Source organism: Pseudomonas sp. D5(2026), assembly GCF_057766845.1.
On sequence record NZ_CM173421.1, the window covers coordinates 3786511 to 3803837 of the forward strand.

The window sequence follows — 17327 nt, forward strand, 5'->3', positions numbered from 1 at the left end:
GTTGATCTCTAATGCCGTTGTCTGGCATTTGAACAGCAGGGGAACGGATACGCCGGGTGCTGCTTCTGTGCCCTGACTGGCTCCAGTTGCAGAAGACCTTCCCCATCAATCAGCGCTAGCCCGACAGACAATTTCACGCGCTCGCCGGGGCCAATCGCGAAGTCGACACCGTCCGCGCTGATCCAATGCTTGCCGCTCACCGCACGCGTGTAGATGTCGTGAGTAAACCGCACCGAAACCCATTGCGCACTGGTCAATGAAATCTGCAACCACTGGTGGTCTTCACAGTCAGGATTACCCGTTGTCATTTGCCGTGCTCCCCACGCACCGTCTATGGCTCCATTCCTCTTGCCAGTCGAAGACTTTACCGTCACTTACATTAATGAGAGCCTTGCCACTTATAAATCAGTTTTTTTTTCCACTATTTGTAAGAAATACTTACATGTCGAATATTCCTCCTATCACCTGCCTACGCTGCTTCGAATCGGTTGCAAGGCTGGGGAGCGTCACCGCAGCCGCCAAGGAACTGCATGTCACCCATTCGGCCATCAGCCAGCAGATCAAGGTGTTGGAAGAGATGATCGGCGTCACCCTGTTCGTCCGTGAGGGACGGGGTCTGCGGGTCAGTGAGGACGGACGACTGTATGCCTTGCAGATCCGCGAATGCTTGGGCGGAATCGCCGAAGCCACGCGACTGATCAAGACGCAACCCAAGTCAACGGAACTGGTGGTCGCCGTTCTCCCTTCGTTCGGATTCAGCTGGTTGTTGCCCCGCTTGCCACGTTTCCAGCAATTACAGCCGCATATCAGCGTCCGGCTACAGGCCAATCTGGCGCTATCGGACCTGACGCGGGAATCTGTCGACGTAGGGATCCGCATGGGCAAGGGCGACTGGGACGGGGTGGAGCAGCATCTGCTCTTTCATGACGAGACGTTGGTGGTTGCCGCTCCGCACTTCAACGGCGGGGTGCTGCCACAGACCCCTGAAGAGATCATCAGCAGCAACATTGTTTTCAACATGGAATCATGGCAACCGTGGTGTCAAGCGGCCGGGCTGGATAGGGAAGTCCCACGCATCGGCCTGTGCAGCAACGACTCCAACCTGGTGCTTCAAGCCGTGCGCTTGGGCCAGGGGATCGCCCTGGAGCGCCGCAGCCTTGTGCACGACGCGATCCAACGAGGGGAGTTGGTGCAACTCTCCCCCGTGATCGCTCCCTATCCCTACCCGTATTGGCTGGTATTACCCAACCGCGAGCGTTCAGAAACAAAGCAGCAGGTGTTCTCAAGTTGGCTGACACATGAGGTCGCTGTATATCTGAACGAACTGGATCATGGCAGCAAGACGGTCCGATGATGGCCGATTGTTGCCCTTGCCAAGGGGCTGCTAACCGACCCGGAGCGGACGGTCATGGCATTGGGTTCGGTGGGGGCCTTAAGGTGTTCGTCATGAGGTTTTTGGTGGTTATCAGACCGAGCGCCGCCCGCGCGGCGCATCGCGAGCTGGCGCTCGCTCCTACGTTTTTTCGGGCCAATTGTTCCTGAGGATTTTGCGCGCGAACGTCTTGGCGCATGGCTCGGTATCGCGTCGTACAAACCAGGCGGGTCTGCCGCTTCGTCTTACCCAGCGGCCGGGCTTTCTCGGCTCCCACCAGGTAGCGATCAATCATGTCCTTGATTGCGTGCCCTCCACGGTTGGCCCGCTCGATGGCACCATGCCCTGCCAACTCTGTCTCTCGTCGCTTCGCCCAAGCCTGCGCTGCCTGCTTACGGGCGAACGTCTGGGCTTCTTGGTAGACTAGGACACCTTTTTCTTGAGGCGGATCTGGACGGTATAGCTGACCGTTCCATCGGCCTTTTTCCTTGCTCTGATTGTTACCATGATTTCCGGGGGTACAAGCGTGAATGGCGGTGCTACATCGCACCACTGTCTCACCAAAAAACCCGAAAAGTGGTACATAAATGCGTAGACCAGAATGCCCCTAGAATTAGCTTCAAAGCCACAAACCACGTGCCCTGAGCCGTCACGCCGCTTCAGCGTTGCACCGATGATGGACTGGACAGACAGACATTGCCGGTTCTTCCTGCGCCTGCTCTCCCGGCAAACCCTGCTCTACACCGAAATGGTCACCACCGGTGCCCTGCTGCACAACGACGCCCACCGTTTCCTGCGCCACGATGCCTCTGAGCACCCGTTGGCCCTGCAACTGGGCGGCAGTGTGCCGGCCGACCTGGCCGCATGTGCGCGCCTGGCTGAAGAAGCGGGCTACGATGAGGTCAACCTCAACGTTGGCTGCCCAAGCGACCGGGTGCAGAACAACATGATCGGCGCGTGCCTGATGGCTCACCCGGCGCTGGTGGCCGACTGCGTGAAGGCCATGCGTGATGCCGTATCGACGCCTGTCACGGTGAAGCACCGCATTGGTATCAACGGCCGTGACAGCTACGCCGAACTGAGCGACTTCGTCGGCCAGGTGCGTGAGGCCGGCTGCCGGAGTTTTACCGTGCATGCACGCATCGCGATTCTGGAAGGGCTGTCGCCGAAAGAGAACCGCGAGATCCCGCCGCTGCGCTATGACATCGCAGCGCAGTTGAAGAGGGACTTCCCGGACCTGGAGATCGTGCTCAACGGCGGGATCAAGACCCTGGACGAATGCCAGGCACACCTTGAAACCTTCGATGGCGTGATGCTGGGGCGCGAGGCGTATCACAACCCTTATCTGCTGGCCGAGGTGGACCAGCAACTGTTTGGCAGCGATGCGCCGGTGGTCAGCCGTAGCGAGGCATTGGCGCAACTGCGGCCTTACATCGTGGCGCATATGGAAAGCGGCGGTGCGATGCACCACGTTACCCGGCATATTCTGGGGCTGGCCCAAGGATTCAAAGGGGCGCGGCGCTTCCGCCAGCTGCTGTCGGCTGACATTCACAAGGCGGCTGAACCCTTGGCGGTGTTTGACCAGGCCGTGGAGTTGTTGCAGGGGCGATGACCTCAGAGGGAGGGAACCTCGGGCTTGCTTGCGACTCGAATCTTCACCTTTCCTACAGCCCTGTGCGGACCAGCGGGTCCGCAGGGTTTCGGCGGCCCTTGAGCGGCTGCCGGGGCTCGGGTAATGTCGAGTAAATGCACAGGACAGAGCACGCCCATGACCTCCAAGCTGGAACAACTCAAGCAGTTCACCACCGTGGTCGCCGACACCGGGGACCTGGACGCCATCACCCGCCTGAAGCCGGTCGATGCCACCACCAACCCGTCGCTGCTGTTAAAGGCTGCTGCCATCCCGGGCTACGCCGACCTGCTGAAACAGGTGAAGGCCGACGCCAAGGGTGATGTCGACCTGGCCTGCGACAAGTTTGCGGTGGCCGTGGGCTCGGGCATTCTCAAGGTCATCCCGGGGCGTATCTCCACCGAGGTGGATGCACGCCTGTCGTTCGATGAGCCAGCGCTGCTGAACAAGGCTCGTCAGCTGATTGCGCTGTACGAGGCGGCCGGAGTGCCAAAAGAGCGTGTGCTGATCAAGCTGGCCTCCACCTGGGAAGGCATTCGCGCCGCCGAGAAGCTGGAGAAAGAAGGCATCCAGACCAACCTGACCCTGCTGTTCTCCTTCGCCCAGGCCCAGGCTTGCGCCGATGCCGGGGTGTTTTTGATTTCGCCGTTCGTGGGCCGTATCTACGACTGGTACAAGAAGAGCACCGGCCAGGAATACGTGGGCGCCGAGGACCCGGGCGTGCAGTCGGTCACGCGCATCTACAACTACTACAAGGCCAATGGTTACAACACCGTGGTCATGGGTGCCAGCTTCCGCAATATCGGCCAGATCGAACAACTGGCCGGCTGCGACCGCCTGACCATCAGCCCCGAGCTGCTGCAGCAGCTCAGTGATGACCAAGGTGAGTTGCCGCAGGTGCTGAAACCGGGCAACGCCGGTGAAGCCAAGCAGCACCTGAACGAAAGCCAGTTCCGCTGGGCGATGAACGAAGACGCCATGGGCACCGAGAAACTGGCCGAAGGTATCCGCCAGTTTGCGCGGGACCAGGAAAAGCTGGAGAAGTTGATGGCTGAAAAGGCCTGATACAGTTCGGGTTTGCCCGACGGGCGGGAAGAGCTCAGTATTTTCCGCCCGTTTTGTTTGCCACGCCTTAGTTGTGTATTGAATTCTCGGGCCTGTTCGCGGGCAAGCCCGCTCCTACACCGATCGAGGTGAGGGCGGGCTTGCCCGCGAACAGGCCGCCATAGCCACCCGAGCTGTCGATGACCTCCCCTAACCCGTTGCCCCTCGTTCTCGCCGGCCCGGTACTGCGCCGCCTGGAACCCCAGCGTCTGGCCGTCTGGCTGGTCACTACCCAACCGCTGCAGCCCGAGTTCGTCTGCCTGGCAAGCGAGGCCCAAGTCGATTGCCAGGTGGTGCCGATTGGCCGGCATGCCTACGTTCACCTGCTGGACATCCAATTCGCCAGCCCCCTGCCCTGCAACCAGCTGCTCGACTACGACCTGCTGATCAACGGCCAGGGTATCGCCGACTGGGCCCCACACCTGCTCTACCCCGGCAACCCACGCCCGAGCCTGGTGCTGCGTGAGCGCCTCGACCACTTGCTGCACGGCTCCTGCCGCAAGCCGCACCACCCTGCGGCCGATGGCCTGCTGTGCGCCGACCGCCTGCTGCAGGCGTGCAAGAGGCCCGAAGACCGCCCCGCCGTGCTATTGATGACGGGCGACCAGGTTTACGCCGACGATGTCGCTGGCCCCATGTTGCGCGCCATTCATAGCCTGATCTCGCGCCTGGGCCTGTTCGACGAGCAACTGGAGGGTGCGGTGGTAGCCGACAGCCAGGCGCTGTACCAGCACCCGGCCAGCTACTACCACCGCGCCGACCTGCTGCCGGCGCTGGAGCGCAACGACACCCTGCGCGAGCGCTTTTTCGGCGGCAAGCGCAAGCCGATCTTCTCGTCCAGCAACGCCGACAACCATCTGGTGACCTTGGCCGAAGTCATGGCCATGTACCTGTTGGTGTGGTCGCCGGTGCCTTGGCAGCTGGTGGACCTGGGCATCCCCAGCGGGCTCAGCGACGAGCATCAAGCCCGATACCGGCATGAGCTGCCGCTGATTCAGGGGTTTGCCGACAATCTAGGTCAGGTGGCACGGGTGATGGCCCACCTGCCCTGCCTGATGATCTTCGACGACCACGACATCACCGACGACTGGAACCTCTCGGCGCAGTGGGAGGAAACGGCCTACGGCCACCCATTTTCGCGAAGGATCATTGGCAACGCCTTGCTCGGCTACCTGCTCTGCCAGGCCTGGGGCAACAACCCGGACGATTGCAATCCGCTGATCAAACAGTGCCAGGTGCTGACCCGCCAGAACCAGGATGAGCTGATTGGCGAGCTGCTGCGCTTCCAGGGTTGGCAGTTCAGCCTGCCTACAGAACCACCACTGCTGGTCCTGGACACCCGTACGCGGCGCTGGCGCAGCGAAAGCAACCTGGCCAAGCCGTCCGGCCTGCTGGACTGGGAAGCGCTGAGTGAATTGCAGCAAGCACTGCTCGATCATCCCTCGGCGGTTATCGTGTCACCTGCGCCGATTTTCGGGGTGAAGCTGATTGAAACGGTGCAGAAGGTGTTCAGCTGGCTGGGCTACCCGCTGCTGGTGGATGCCGAGAACTGGATGGCCCACCGCGGTGCAGCACAGGTCATCCTCAATATCTTCCGCCACTCGCGCACACCGGGGCACTACGTGGTGCTGTCGGGGGATGTGCATTACTCGTTCGTGTATGAGGTGCTGATTCGCCACCGCCAGCGCAGCCCGCACTTGTGGCAGGTGACCAGTAGCGGGATCAAGAACGAGTTCCCTCGGCGTTTGCTGGATGTACTCGACCGGCTCAACCGCTGGTTGTACGCGCCGCGTTCACCACTGAATTGGTTTACCAAGCGCCGGGAGATGGAAGTGGTGCCGCGCACGCCGAACCATAGCAAGGCGGGGGAACGGTTGTGGAATGGTGCGGGGCTGGGACAGGTGTTCTTTGATGAACAGGGGCGGCCGGCGCGGGTGTATCAGCTGGATGCAGGCGGGAATGAAGCGACTGAGTTCGTTGGCAGAAAATAGATAAAGCGAAAAATCGGCTGCCTTTACTGGCCCTTTCGCGGGCAAACCCGCAGATGGGCCGGCACAGGCTATAGATCAGCCCCGCTCCAGCGCATTGACCAGATCATGGAAGGCTTCGCGGTTGGAGTCATTCAGGCCCATGAGGATCTTGTGCGCCTCCAGCACCTTGGAACGCACCACCTCTTCACTCTGGTCCTGCGACGGCAGGTCGGTCAGGCATTCGGGGCAGGGAATCGGCCGATCGACGATGTTGAACACCTGATCGAAGCCCATCGACTGCAATAACCGTGAAATGTCTGGATTGGTAGTCACCACAGTCGGCAGCAGACCCACCTTCTGCCGCGACAGGATCGACAGCTTTGCCAGAAGGCCCAGCGTGGTGCTGTCGATACTCTCGGTTTCAGTCAGGTCGATGACAATCGCCGAGAAGTTCAGCGCAGTGAAAATCTTCTCGATCGTCGCATCCAGCGCCGAACACAGGGTCAGGCGCACTTCACCAACGAATTTCAGTACGAAGGTACCGCTCTGCTCGGCGAACTGAATTCTACCGGTACTCATTGAAGGTTCCTGCTCAACACCAATAGGGCGATATCATCCGGCATCTCCCCAAGCGTAGCCAATCCAAATCGTTGACGCAGCCCATCCAGACTGCCACCTGCTGCCTTGACGATCTCCGGCAAGGCGGCTTCTTTATCTTTGAGCGTATCACCCGGCAAAAGGTCCAGAATGCCATCGGACATCAGGCTGAGGCTGAACTGCGGGGGCAGTTCCACCACCAGGTCCTGGTAGGTGGCCTCATCGAACAGCCCTACCGGCAGGCCACGGCCTTCCAGGTAGCGGGTGTGCTCGGGGGTGTACAGCACCGGCAGCGGTAGATGGCCGCCAACGGCGTAGGTCAGCAGGCCGGTGTCTTCGTCAATCACCCCGCCCACCATCGTCACATGCTTGCCCAGCTTGCAGTTGATCAACCCACGGTTGATATGGCTAAGCACCTGCGAAGGTTTGAACTCGCGCATCTTGCCGCCACGTTTGAATTCGAACAACAGCCGCGTGGTCATGAACTTCAGCAGGACGGTGACGAACGCTGATGATGCACCGTGCCCGGAAACATCGGCGAGGTAGAAGGCGATACGCCGTTCGTCCACGCGGAAGTAATCGGCAAAGTCACCCGACAGATACAGCGACGGGATGATCTGATGCTCGAAAGCAAACTCGCCGGCTACCCAGGGGCTTTCCGGCAACATGTTCATCTGCACCTGGCGACCGGCGGTCTGGTCCTCCTGCAGCAGGTGCAGGCTGGCCTCCAGTTCGCGGTTGGCGGCTTCGAGCTTGTCGCGGTAGCGCTGGTTTTCCAGCACAAGGCGCGAGCGGTCGAGGGCGCGGCGCACCGAATGCTCGAGTACGGCCAGGTCTTCCAGCGGCTTGATGAGGTAGTCGGCGGCGCCCAGGCGCAACGCTTCCACCGCATCACTCATGACGCCGGCACCGGACACCACGATCACCGGCAACTGCGGCGCACGCTCGCTGACCTGACGGATCAGTTCGAGGCCGCCCATCTGCGGCATGCGCAGATCGCAGATCACGAGGTCGGGCTGGTGTTCTTCGAAGACCTGAAGCCCCTGCTGGCCATTACCGGCCTGGAGGACGCTGAAACCACTGTCTTCAAGGTAGGCGGCGAGGCTAGCACGGACCACGTCGTCGTCATCGATGATCAGCAGCGTTGCACTGGTTTTCTGCATGTGGGCGAACGGCGCCGATTTAGGTTGGTGCAGCGGTGTCGGCAAGGCAGACGGCCAGCTACGGGAATTCTTTATGGTCACACTCTACTTGAGTTGTAGGACAAGAACACCTGCCCGGCAACTGTTCAGAGGTACCTTGTAAGGCGCAGACGGTACTCCCATCCGGCAGGGGTTTCAAGCATGCAGGGGTCGACCTCGCTGCTCTTTACAGGGCAAATCACCGGGAGTTATAAGAAAGTCGACCAGCGCAACCCGACGGGAAGGATGCAGCATGCCTCACACGCCCTCCAGCCACAGCGAGAAACGCGACTTCATTCGTATGCGCATCGACACCGAGATCAGCCTTTTGCACGAAGGCCAGGTGATTGCGGCGGTGTGCCTGGACCTGTCCAGCGGCGGCATGCAGGTACAGGCGCCGCAGCATTTTTTGGTGGGTGATCGCATAGAGGTGCGGATCGACTCCGACCATCCGGCACTGAAGGGATTGCACGCCAGCACCGAAGTGGTGTGGATTGCCGACCAGCCGGGCGGGCAGCAGAAGTTCGGGCTGCGGATTCTGGCCATGCATTGAACAAGGGGCCGCATTGCGGCCCCAGGTTCACAGATCAGAAGTCGTCTTCGACCTCGCCATCCTTCACCTTGAACTCGCGGTTCTGCAGGTAGGCGTTACGAATGAAGATGTACTTGTCACCCTGAATCAGCTTTTCGGCCGAGAGCAGGCTGGCGCGGGTGTCGATCACGTCCAGCGCGAAGATCGAGTTGCGCGTAGGCACGTGGTCGATGTAGCGATAGGGTTTGGTGTAGGTGTCCGGATACTTGGCCACGCCGTCACGCACGGTGCTTGGGCCCAGCAGCGGGATGACCACATACGGCCCGCTCGGCACACCCCAGTAGCCCAAGGTCTGGCCAAAGTCTTCGTCATTGCGCTGCAGGCCCATCTTGGTACCCACATCGAAGAAGCCACCCAGGCCGAAGGTGGTGTTGACGATCAACCGCGCCGTATCCACGCCTGCCGCATGCGGCTTGAGCTGCAGCAAGTCGTTGGCCAGGTTGGTCACGTCACCCAGGTTGCGAAAGATGTTGTGGATGCCATCTTCGAGGAACTGTGGAGTGACCGCCTGGTAGCCCTTGGCCAATGGTTTGAGGGCATAGGTGTCGAGGGTATCGTTGAAGCGGAAGATCGGGCGGTTGACCGCTTCCCAGGGATCTTCCTCGGTGGCGGCCTGAGTGGCAGCCACGGGCGCCAGCAGCATGCTGGCGCAGACACAGGCCTGGGTGACTCGTTCGATCACACTGGCACCGATCCTACGCATAGGTGTTTCTCCATCGAATTTCTCGGCCGCAAGCGCAACAGTTCGCGCTGCTATCAAGGCGGCAGTATAGAGACTTGCGGGCTGATAAACAGCCTTACACATTTTTGCTCAATATTTTGTGAACAACTGTTGCACAGAGGCCGTTGTCACAGGACGGTAACAATCAACGCATAGCCTTCGAACCATTTGGGGGAAGTTGCCATGGACACTGCGCCCGCCTTCACTGCTGTACTGTTCGGCTTGCGCGGCTGCCTGGTGCAGGCCGCCAATGGCGCTCCCTCACCCGCCCCCGGCGCCCTGGCCACCCTTGCCAGCCTGCGTCAGCGCCAAGTGCCGTGCATCTGGCTGGATGACCTCAATACCACGCAAAGCGAGCACCTGGCCCATGTACTACCCGACTGGCTGCCAGGGCATTCAGTCAATGGTGTGCACTGGCCAGCGCCAAACGCTTGCTGGCAGGCACTGATGGCGCTGGATAGCGAACGCCTGGATGGCTGCGTATTGGTCAGCGGCGACCCACGCCTGCTGCAGTCTGGCCTTAACGCCGGCCTGTGGACGGTAGGCCTGGCCGCCTGCAGCCCGCTATGCGACCGCACTTCTGCGCAATGGCAAGCCATGAGCCCGCAAGAGCAGGACCTGGCGCGCAGCAAGGCGACGCTGGCGCTGTTCAGCCTTGGCGTGCACTCGGTGATCGACCATCTGGAAGCGCTGGACACCTGCCTGCAGGACATCGCCCAGCGCCGACGCAAGGGTGAAAAACCCTGATACAGCACCCTTGACGCGGATCATGCAAATCGGCAGCAGGTAGATTACCCTGAAGGCAGGCCAGAACCTTTGCCACGTCGCCGAGGTCCATGGCTTGCCAAGCCATTGATGGAGAATAGCCAATGCCTGCCCGCGAATTGCAAGAGCGCCTGAACAGCTTGCGCGAGCAACTGGACCGCAACGTACCGCTTTCGGAAGAAGAGCTGGCCGCCCTGCACGAAGAGGCGCGTCAGATCGAAGCGCAACTGAAACTTGAGGAAGCCACGCCAGACAACAACCTGGTGGACGGCGTGAACCTTGCGATCGAACGCTTCGAGGCCGACCACCCCGACCTCACAGCCACCCTGCGCAGCATAGCCAACTCGCTGCACAGCATGGGGATCTGAAATAGCGGGGGCCGCAAAGCGGCCCCCTGTATTACTGCCGAACCAGGCGCTTGTTATCCGGGCTGATCGCCCCGGTGCTGCGGTACGGGTTAATGTCCAGCCCACCGCGGCGCACATAGCGCGCATAGACCGTCAGGTGCTCCGGCTGCAGCAGATTCTTCAAGTCCAGGTAAATCCGTTCCACACACTGCTCATGGAAGTCGGCATGCTGGCGGAAGCTGATCAGATAGGTCAGCAGGCTGGCGTGGTCCAGCGCCCTGCCCTTGTACTCGACCACCACGCTGCCCCAATCCGGCTGGCCGGTGACCGGGCAGTTGGACTTCAGCAGATGGCTGTGCAGGGTTTCTTCCACCACCCGCTCCGGGTTGCAGCGCAACAGTTCTGGCTGCGGCTGCTCGTAGTTGCTGATGGCCACGTCCAGTGCATCGATGCACTGCCCCGGTAAAGCCACCACATCCTGGGCTTCAACCTCGGCCAACGTGCGAACCTTCACCCCCACCGGCTTGCCGGCAGCGGCGGACAGGTCTTTTTGCAGGCATGCCTGCAACTCGCCCAGCGAGGCGAACACCGTCTGGTTCAGCGAGTTGAGGTACAGCTTGAATGACTTGGACTCAATGATGTTTGGCGAATCCGCCGGGATGGCGAACTCGCCGATCGCCACCACCGGCTTGCCCGAAGGCAGCAGCCAGCTCAGCTCGAAGCAGTTCCAGTAATCCACCCCCTGCCAAGGCAAGGTCTGTGCAGTAACGCCCAGCTCGGCCCACTTGGCAGTACGCGGGATCGGGAACAGCTGTTCCGGGGAGTAGGTGGCGATGTATTCGCTGGACTTGCCCAGCGGGGAATGTTCGGCAGCGGGATGCATGGAAACTGACCTAGAGGTTCGAAATTGCCTCTAGTCTACCGGTTTTGCACCCCACCTTGCAGGGCCAGTCACTCAATGGTCAATGTCCCGACCATACCCGCCTGGTAATGCCCCGGCACGTTACAGGCAAACTCGATGGGCGCCGATTGGCGGAAGGTCCAGATCAGCTCGGCGCGCTGGCCGGGCATGACCATCACAGTGTTGCCACCCCCGTGACCATGGCCGTCACCGTGGCCCATCATTTGGCCGTGGTTCATCATCTTGCCGTGATCCATGCCGTCGTGGTTCATGGCCTCGGTGAACATCTTGCCTTGCATGGCGACCATTTCCTTCTGGTGTTCGGCATGCATGGCCTTGTCGCCCAGATTGAATTCGTGAGGCAGCTTGCCCTCGTTGACCAGCACGAAGCGCACCGTCTCGCCGGCTTTTACCTGCAGGCTTTTTGGCTCGAAGGCGATGTCCTTGAGCACCACGTTGACCGTACGGGTGGCCTTGGCCGCCGGGGCAGGCTCGCCGAAGGCGAAGGTCTGCGCCTGGCCAGCAAAAGCCGGCAAGCTGCCCAAAGCAAGGGTGGCGGCAATGAACAGGTGTTTCATGATGACTCCGGGGTTACACAATCGGGATGAAGCCACATTAGCCGGGGGCGACTGGCAGCTACCTGACAGGCACATTACAACTTTGTCAGCTTGGGCGAGCGGGCACATCGTCACGTATCATTTCAGCCATCACATTGCCCCTGTGCTAGCAGGGTAAAACAACGCCCATTGGCTACGCTAACTTTCAGATTATGGACAGTGCATGAAACTGCTGATCGTCGAAGACCAGGCCCGCACCGGCCAGTACCTGAGCCAAGGCCTGAGCGAGGCCGGCTTTGCCACCGAGTTGGCTACCGATGGCGAAACCGGCCAGTTCCTCGCCCTGACCGGCGACCACGACCTGCTGATCCTCGACGTGATGCTGCCCGGCCGCGACGGCTGGCAGATCCTTCAGGCCGTGCGCCAGGCTGGCCTGGATACGCCGGTGCTGTTCCTGACCGCCCGCGACGCCGTCGAGGATCGCGTGCATGGTCTGGAACTGGGCGCCGACGATTATCTGGTCAAGCCATTCGCCTTTTCCGAACTGCTGGCCCGGGTACGCAGCCTGCTGCGCCGTGGCACCAGCCCGAGCCAGGACACTACCTTGAGCCTGGCCGACCTGCGCCTGGACCTGATTCGCCGCCGCGCCGAGCGCGCCGGGCAGCGCATCGACCTGACCGCCAAGGAGTTTTCACTCCTTGAACTGCTGCTGCGCCGCCAGGGCGAGGTGCTGCCAAAATCGCTGATCGCCTCGCAAGTGTGGGACATGAACTTCGACAGCGACACCAACGTGATCGAAGTGGCCATCCGCCGCCTGCGCCTGAAGATCGACGACCCGTACCCCAACAAGCTGATCCACACCGTACGCGGCATGGGTTACGTACTTGAAGAGCGCACCGAGTGATGCGCCGGATTTCCCTCGGCAGCCGCCTGGCCCTGCTGTTCGCCGCCTGCACCGCCACCGTCTCGCTGGGCGCCGGCCTGTTATTCAGCCGGGCCAGCGCGCAGCACTTCATCGAGCTCGACCAACAACTGCTGGACTCGCGCCTGTCATTGTTCCGTACGCAACTGGCTGGCGTCAGCACGGCTGATGAGCTTCTGGCTCGCCTGCCTGCCCTGCACGATGAACTGAGCCACCAGGCCGACCTGGCCCTGCGTATCAGCGCCAGCAATGGCGCCACCTGGTTCGAAAGCCGCAGCGGGCTGCCGCAAGCAGCACTGAACACCGGGCTGACCACCCTGCATACACAAGGCATCGACTACCGCAGCCTGTCCGTACCCCTGACGCCGGGCACCATGCAGTCGCCGCAACTGACCCTGTACCTCGACATCACCCACCATCAGCACTTCCTCCAAGGCATGCAACGGCTGATCTGGCTGACGGTCGGCCTGTCGGCGCTAACCACCGCACTACTGGGTGCCTGGGCCGCCCGCAGCGGCCTGCGCCCATTGCGGCAGATGGGCCAGGTGGCCGCCAGCGTGTCAGCGCGCTCCCTCACCACCCGTCTGCCGGTGGCGCAGATGCCCGAAGAACTGGCCGAGCTGGCCAGCAGCATGAACGCGATGCTGCAGCGCCTGGACGATGCCTTCCAGCGCCTGTCAGCGTTTTCGGCCGATATCGCCCACGAGTTACGTACGCCGCTGTCCAACCTGCTGACCCACACCCAGGTCACCCTCACCCGCCCACGCAGCCTCGAAGAATACCGCGAGGCGCTGCATGGCAATCTGGAAGAGCTGCAATGGATGGCGCAGATGATCAACGACATGCTGTTTCTGGCCAAGGCCGACCACGGCCTGCTGGTACCGGGGCACGCGCCTTTGGCGCTGCATGACGAGGTGGATGCGCTGCTGGAATACTACGCGCCACTGGCCGAAGACAGCGACGTGCAGATGCTGCGCGAGGGTGAAGCCGTGCTGCTGGGTGACCAGCACATGCTGCGCCGGGCGCTGTCCAACCTGCTGGACAACGCCATGCGCTTCACCCCGGCAGGAGGACAGATAAAGGTGACCCTGGGGCCGGGACCGACGATCAACGTGGCCAATACCGGGCTGGCTATCGACCCGACGGCGCTACCACGGCTGTTCGACCGGTTTTACCGGGTGGACCCGGCTCGGCGGGAAGGCTGCAGCGAGCATGCGGGGCTGGGCCTGGCGATTACCCGGTCGATCGTGCAGGCCCATGGCGGATGCATACGGGCGGAGTGCGACGGTGGGTGGACCCGATTCGTGATCGACTTCACTCAAGCTCGGTAACCCTGGGGCGCTTGACGCCCCCAGGATCTCAGGCAAACATCAAACCGCCAGGCCAATCGCCGGCTGCACCTGCGACGCCCGGTAGGCCGGGTAAATGGTCGCCAGGAAACTCATCACCAGGCCGGCGGTGCAGATGATCGCCACATCCCCCCACTGTAATTGCGACGGCAAGCTGCTGACGAAATACACATCCGACGTGAAGATGTGCTGCCCGCTAACCCGCTCCAGCCAACCGACAATCTGGCTGACATTGAACGCCGCAATCACGCCCAATACGCCACCAATCAGCGTGCCGACAATGCCGATCAGGCTGCCCTGGACCATGAACGTGCCCATGATCTGCGCCGGCGTGGCGCCCAAGGTACGCAGGATGGCAATGTCCGGCCCCTTGTCGTTCACCACCATCACCAGGGTGGCGATGATATTGAACGCCGCCACCGCGATGATCATCATCAGCAGCAGACCGATCATGGTCTTTTCCATCTTCATGGCGCTGAACAGGCTGCCCTGGGTATGCGACCAGTCATCGGCGCGGTAGGCGTCGCCAAGCCCGGCGGCAATCGCCTTGGACACCTGCGGAGCGGCATACAGGTCGTGCAGCTTCAGGCGCACACCTTGCACCTGGCCCGGCGCCCAGCGTTGCATCTCGGCAGCATCAGCGACATGGATATAGGCCTGCGAGCCATCCAGCTCGGCGCCGACCTTGAAGATGCCGACCACGGTGAGGCGCTGCATGCGCGGGGTGATGCCACCCGGTTCCTTGCTGATTTCCGGCACGATCAAGGTCAGCTTGTCGCCGGTGTTCAGGCGGAAGCGCCGTGCGGTCAGCTCGCCGATGACCACGCCAAACTCACCTGGCTGCAAGTCCTGCAGGCGGCCCTGGACAATGTGCTGGCCAACGATGGAAACCTTGCCCTCCTCGGCCGGGTCGATACCCCCCACCTGGATCGGCTGCATGGCGCCCTTGTATGACAGCATGCCTTCCATCTCGGTAATCGGCGCCACAGCCATCACCGCCGGATTCTTCGTGGCTGCGTCGGCCACCTTGTGCCAATCGTCCAGCGGCTGCACACCCAGGATGGCGGCATGCGGCACCAGGCCGAGAATGCGCGAGCTCATTTCGCGCTGGAAGCCGTTCATCACCGACAGCACCACGATCATCGCCAGCACGCCCAGCGACAGGCCGATCATCGAAGTCATCGAGATGAACGAAATGAAGTGGTTGCGACGCTTGGCTCGGGTGTAGCGCGCACCGATAAAGATGGGCAAGGGTCTGAACATGTACGAAATCACCCAATGAAAACAGGAAAACGGGGCAGCACTTGCCACCCCGACAGTCGATCAGATTGCCACCAGGTGGCCATCGTCGAGCTTCAACACGCGGTCCATCTGCCGCGCCAGGTTGAGGTCGTGGGTGACCACCAGGAATGCCGTGCGCGAGGCACCGGACAGCTCCTGCATCAGCTCCTGGATGCCTTGGGCGGTATGGTGGTCGAGGTTGCCGGTCGGCTCGTCGAGCATCACCAGGCCGGGGCGGTTGACCAGCGCCCGGGCAATCGCCACGCGCTGGCGCTCACCGCCGGACAGCTCGGCCGGCTTGTGGTTCAAGCGGTGGCCCAGGCCTACCCGCTTGAGCAGCGCCTCGGCACGCTCCCGGGCCTCGGGGATGGGCGTTCGGCCGATCAGCAGCGGCATGCACACGTTCTCGATGGCGGTGAATTCCGGCAGCAGGTGGTGAAACTGGTAGACAAAGCCCAACTCACGGTTGCGCAGCAGGCCACGGGCACGCTCGCCCAGTGCCGACAGCTCTTCGCCCGCCAGCCATACGCTGCCCTGGGTCGGCCGGTCGAGGCCGCCCAGCAGGTTGAGCAAGGTACTCTTGCCTGAGCCGGAACTGCCGACGATGGCGACCCGCTCACCGGCTTGCAGCTCCAGGTTGAGCCCGGACAGCACCTGCACCGACTCCGGGCCCTCGTCGTAGGACTTGCCCAGGTTGCGGCAACTCAGAACGGCTTTATCACTCATGCGCGACTCACTCATAACGTAGCGCCTCTGCAGGCTGGGTGCGGGCCGCACGCCAGGCCGGATACAGGGTGGCGAAGAAACTCAGGACCAGTGCCGCACCGCAGACCATGTACACGTCCTGGGCCAGGATCTGCGACGGCAGGTAATCGATGAAGTACACGTCGGCGTTGAGGAACTTGTGCCCGATCAGTTTCTCGATGCCGGCGATCGCGGCGCTCACGTTCAGCGCCGCGAAGATCCCGACCACGGCGCCGATCAGGGTACCGATCACCCCGATCACCGTGCCCTGGACCATGAAGATGAGCATGATCTGCCCGGGCGTGGCGCCCAGGGTGCGCAGGATGGCGATGTCGCCGCGCTTGTCGTTGACCACCATCACCAGGGTGGAAATGATGTTGAACGCTGCCACCGCCACGATCAGCAGCAACAGCAGGCCGATCATGGCCTTTTCCATACGGATCGCCTGGTACAGGTTGCCGTGGGTACGGGTCCAGTCACGGCTATAGAATTCCTGGTCGCCCAGCTGCTGGGCGATGCTCCAGGCTACGCGCGGCGCCTGGAACAGGTCGTCGAACTTCAGGCGCAGGCCCTGGACCTGGTCGGGCTTCCAGCGGTGCAGGCGGGACAGGTCGCTGATGTTGGTCAGGCCCAGGTAGCCGTCGATCTCGCCCGCGCCAACGTGGAAAGTGCCAACCACGGTAAAGCGCTTCATGCGCGGGAACATGCCGGCAGGGGTCACGCTGACCTCGGGGGCGACGAAGGTGAGCTTGTCGCCGATGGCAACGCCCAGCTTGGCCGCTGCCTTGTCGCCGATCATGATGCCCCACTCGCCCGGCGCCAACTGGTCCAGGCGGCCTTGCAGGACGAAGTTGTCAATGATTGACACCTCGCGCTCGCGAGCGGGGTCGATGCCGTTGAGCAGCACCTTCTGCACCTTGCCATCATGGGTCAGCAGGCCCTGCATCTGGGTGAACGGCGCAACCGCTACCACCTGCGGATTCTGCTTTACTTGTTGGGCAAGGGCCTGCCAGTCGGCAATGGGTTGGCCGCTCTCCAGCGTGGCATGGGGAATCATGCCCAACACGCGGGTGCGCATCTCGTGATCGAAACCGTTCATCACCGACAGCACCACGATCATCACCACCACGCCCAGGGCGAGGCCGATCATCGAGGTCAGGGAAATGAACGAGACGAAGTGATTGCGACGTTTGGCACGGGTATAACGCGTGCCGATGAATGCGAAAAGAGGTCTGAACATGTCGGGGCTTGTTCGGATGAAAGGGAACGTCCTTGTGGCGAGGCGCCTACGGCG

The 17327-nt window shown here is 61.8% G+C and carries 18 protein-coding genes and 1 pseudogene; 9 read left to right on the forward strand and 10 right to left on the reverse strand.

The features are described 5' to 3' along the window. Positions 1 to 8: 8 nt before the first annotated feature. On the reverse strand, positions 9 to 308 hold the full coding sequence (locus AC3B5Q_RS17555; protein WP_028697575.1) for a hypothetical protein: 300 nt from the start codon (positions 306 to 308) through the stop codon (positions 9 to 11). Positions 309 to 442: 134 nt separating this feature from the next. On the opposite strand from AC3B5Q_RS17555, the gene AC3B5Q_RS17560 reads away from it, so the two are divergent. Then, complete coding sequence (locus tag AC3B5Q_RS17560) at positions 443 to 1354, forward strand: LysR substrate-binding domain-containing protein (protein ID WP_274118792.1); 912 nt, start codon at positions 443 to 445, stop codon at positions 1352 to 1354. 247 nt (positions 1355 to 1601) lie between these two features. Here the strand turns inward: AC3B5Q_RS17560 and AC3B5Q_RS17565 are convergent. Then, a pseudogene (locus tag AC3B5Q_RS17565) lies at positions 1602 to 1879 on the reverse strand (site-specific integrase); the annotation flags it as partial. A gap of 94 nt (positions 1880 to 1973) precedes the next feature. Here AC3B5Q_RS17565 and dusA point away from each other — a divergent pair. The 3 genes from dusA (at position 1974) to AC3B5Q_RS17580 (ending at position 6097) form a co-directional block, all read left to right on the forward strand. Next, complete coding sequence (gene dusA, locus AC3B5Q_RS17570; RefSeq protein WP_101196186.1) at positions 1974 to 2984, forward strand: tRNA dihydrouridine(20/20a) synthase DusA; 1011 nt, start codon at positions 1974 to 1976, stop codon at positions 2982 to 2984. A 156-nt stretch (positions 2985 to 3140) separates the two neighbouring features. Beyond that, positions 3141 to 4067: a transaldolase gene (gene tal, locus AC3B5Q_RS17575; protein ID WP_021785403.1), complete on the forward strand. Its 927-nt coding sequence runs from the start codon at positions 3141 to 3143 to the stop codon at positions 4065 to 4067. A gap of 179 nt (positions 4068 to 4246) precedes the next feature. Beyond that, the gene (locus tag AC3B5Q_RS17580; RefSeq protein ID WP_103469271.1) at positions 4247 to 6097 is read left to right on the forward strand and encodes an alkaline phosphatase D family protein; all 1851 of its coding nucleotides are present in this window, start codon (positions 4247 to 4249) and stop codon (positions 6095 to 6097) included. A 75-nt stretch (positions 6098 to 6172) separates the two neighbouring features. Here AC3B5Q_RS17580 and rssC read toward each other — a convergent pair whose 3' ends face one another. Together rssC and rssB are read right to left on the reverse strand one after the other, a co-directional pair. Beyond that, a complete protein-coding gene (gene rssC / locus AC3B5Q_RS17585; protein WP_021785405.1) occupies positions 6173 to 6655 on the reverse strand; it encodes an anti-sigma factor antagonist RssC in 483 nt (160 codons plus the stop codon). Beyond that, entirely contained in the window at positions 6652 to 7836 is a 1185-nt protein-coding gene (rssB, locus tag AC3B5Q_RS17590) for a two-component system response regulator RssB (RefSeq protein ID WP_021785406.1), read from the reverse strand. Before rssB ends, rssC begins: the two co-directional genes overlap by 4 nt. Positions 7837 to 8107: 271 nt before the next feature. Between rssB and AC3B5Q_RS17595 the strand changes: the two genes are divergently transcribed. Continuing rightward, entirely contained in the window at positions 8108 to 8407 is a 300-nt protein-coding gene (locus tag AC3B5Q_RS17595) for a PilZ domain-containing protein (RefSeq protein WP_021785407.1), read from the forward strand. A gap of 34 nt (positions 8408 to 8441) precedes the next feature. On the opposite strand, the gene AC3B5Q_RS17600 is transcribed toward AC3B5Q_RS17595, so the two are convergent. Continuing rightward, on the reverse strand, positions 8442 to 9149 hold the full coding sequence (locus AC3B5Q_RS17600; protein ID WP_021785408.1) for an MlaA family lipoprotein: 708 nt from the start codon (positions 9147 to 9149) through the stop codon (positions 8442 to 8444). A gap of 201 nt (positions 9150 to 9350) precedes the next feature. Between AC3B5Q_RS17600 and pcrP the strand changes: the two genes are divergently transcribed. Together pcrP and AC3B5Q_RS17610 are read left to right on the forward strand one after the other, a co-directional pair. Further along, entirely contained in the window at positions 9351 to 9914 is a 564-nt protein-coding gene (gene pcrP / locus AC3B5Q_RS17605) for an HAD superfamily inactivated hydrolase PcrP (protein WP_053870451.1), read from the forward strand. Positions 9915 to 10036: 122 nt separating this feature from the next. Next, complete coding sequence (locus AC3B5Q_RS17610) at positions 10037 to 10300, forward strand: DUF4404 family protein (RefSeq protein WP_003248815.1); 264 nt, start codon at positions 10037 to 10039, stop codon at positions 10298 to 10300. Between the two features lie 31 nt (positions 10301 to 10331). Here AC3B5Q_RS17610 and queF read toward each other — a convergent pair whose 3' ends face one another. Beyond that, the gene (gene queF / locus AC3B5Q_RS17615) at positions 10332 to 11162 is read right to left on the reverse strand and encodes an NADPH-dependent 7-cyano-7-deazaguanine reductase QueF (protein ID WP_488392692.1); all 831 of its coding nucleotides are present in this window, start codon (positions 11160 to 11162) and stop codon (positions 10332 to 10334) included. Positions 11163 to 11230: 68 nt separating this feature from the next. Then, positions 11231 to 11758, reverse strand: a complete 528-nt coding sequence (locus AC3B5Q_RS17620; RefSeq protein ID WP_028697570.1) for a cupredoxin domain-containing protein — start codon at positions 11756 to 11758, stop codon at positions 11231 to 11233. Between the two features lie 202 nt (positions 11759 to 11960). Here AC3B5Q_RS17620 and cinR point away from each other — a divergent pair, with 202 nt between their 5' ends. After that, entirely contained in the window at positions 11961 to 12641 is a 681-nt protein-coding gene (gene cinR / locus AC3B5Q_RS17625) for a two-component system response regulator CinR (protein ID WP_103443942.1), read from the forward strand. Continuing rightward, positions 12638 to 13990 carry a two-component system sensor histidine kinase CinS gene (cinS, locus tag AC3B5Q_RS17630; protein ID WP_103443941.1) on the forward strand — a complete coding sequence of 451 codons (1353 nt, stop codon included), beginning with the start codon at positions 12638 to 12640 and terminating at the stop codon, positions 13988 to 13990. The genes cinR and cinS overlap by 4 nt, the downstream gene beginning before the upstream one ends. Before the next feature lie 39 nt (positions 13991 to 14029). Here cinS and AC3B5Q_RS17635 read toward each other — a convergent pair whose 3' ends face one another. Genes AC3B5Q_RS17635 through AC3B5Q_RS17645 form a run of 3 tightly spaced genes read right to left on the reverse strand, consistent with a single transcriptional unit; the run spans position 14030 to position 17273 of the window. Next, a complete protein-coding gene (locus tag AC3B5Q_RS17635; RefSeq protein WP_021785413.1) occupies positions 14030 to 15271 on the reverse strand; it encodes a lipoprotein-releasing ABC transporter permease subunit in 1242 nt (413 codons plus the stop codon). A gap of 60 nt (positions 15272 to 15331) precedes the next feature. Next, positions 15332 to 16015 carry a lipoprotein-releasing ABC transporter ATP-binding protein LolD gene (gene lolD / locus AC3B5Q_RS17640; RefSeq protein ID WP_172402812.1) on the reverse strand — a complete coding sequence of 228 codons (684 nt, stop codon included), beginning with the start codon at positions 16013 to 16015 and terminating at the stop codon, positions 15332 to 15334. Positions 16016 to 16022: 7 nt separating this feature from the next. After that, the gene (locus AC3B5Q_RS17645) at positions 16023 to 17273 is read right to left on the reverse strand and encodes a lipoprotein-releasing ABC transporter permease subunit (protein ID WP_021785415.1); all 1251 of its coding nucleotides are present in this window, start codon (positions 17271 to 17273) and stop codon (positions 16023 to 16025) included. Between the last annotated feature and the right edge of the window lie 54 nt (positions 17274 to 17327).

Coding starts and splice junctions, on each gene's coding strand:
- queF (WP_488392692.1), bottom strand. CDS start 11,162: ATGCATCCCGCTGCCGAACATTCCCCGCTGGGCAAGTCCAGCGAATAC.
- rssC (WP_021785405.1), bottom strand. CDS start 6,655: ATGAGTACCGGTAGAATTCAGTTCGCCGAGCAGAGCGGTACCTTCGTA.
- AC3B5Q_RS17620 (WP_028697570.1), bottom strand. CDS start 11,758: ATGAAACACCTGTTCATTGCCGCCACCCTTGCTTTGGGCAGCTTGCCG.
- AC3B5Q_RS17595 (WP_021785407.1), top strand. CDS start 8,108: ATGCCTCACACGCCCTCCAGCCACAGCGAGAAACGCGACTTCATTCGT.
- AC3B5Q_RS17600 (WP_021785408.1), bottom strand. CDS start 9,149: ATGCGTAGGATCGGTGCCAGTGTGATCGAACGAGTCACCCAGGCCTGT.
- cinR (WP_103443942.1), top strand. CDS start 11,961: ATGAAACTGCTGATCGTCGAAGACCAGGCCCGCACCGGCCAGTACCTG.
- tal (WP_021785403.1), top strand. CDS start 3,141: ATGACCTCCAAGCTGGAACAACTCAAGCAGTTCACCACCGTGGTCGCC.
- AC3B5Q_RS17560 (WP_274118792.1), top strand. CDS start 443: ATGTCGAATATTCCTCCTATCACCTGCCTACGCTGCTTCGAATCGGTT.
- AC3B5Q_RS17610 (WP_003248815.1), top strand. CDS start 10,037: ATGCCTGCCCGCGAATTGCAAGAGCGCCTGAACAGCTTGCGCGAGCAA.
- AC3B5Q_RS17635 (WP_021785413.1), bottom strand. CDS start 15,271: ATGTTCAGACCCTTGCCCATCTTTATCGGTGCGCGCTACACCCGAGCC.
- rssB (WP_021785406.1), bottom strand. CDS start 7,836: ATGCAGAAAACCAGTGCAACGCTGCTGATCATCGATGACGACGACGTG.
- lolD (WP_172402812.1), bottom strand. CDS start 16,015: ATGAGTGATAAAGCCGTTCTGAGTTGCCGCAACCTGGGCAAGTCCTAC.
- dusA (WP_101196186.1), top strand. CDS start 1,974: ATGCCCCTAGAATTAGCTTCAAAGCCACAAACCACGTGCCCTGAGCCG.
- AC3B5Q_RS17645 (WP_021785415.1), bottom strand. CDS start 17,273: ATGTTCAGACCTCTTTTCGCATTCATCGGCACGCGTTATACCCGTGCC.
- pcrP (WP_053870451.1), top strand. CDS start 9,351: ATGGACACTGCGCCCGCCTTCACTGCTGTACTGTTCGGCTTGCGCGGC.
- AC3B5Q_RS17580 (WP_103469271.1), top strand. CDS start 4,247: ATGACCTCCCCTAACCCGTTGCCCCTCGTTCTCGCCGGCCCGGTACTG.
- AC3B5Q_RS17555 (WP_028697575.1), bottom strand. CDS start 308: ATGACAACGGGTAATCCTGACTGTGAAGACCACCAGTGGTTGCAGATT.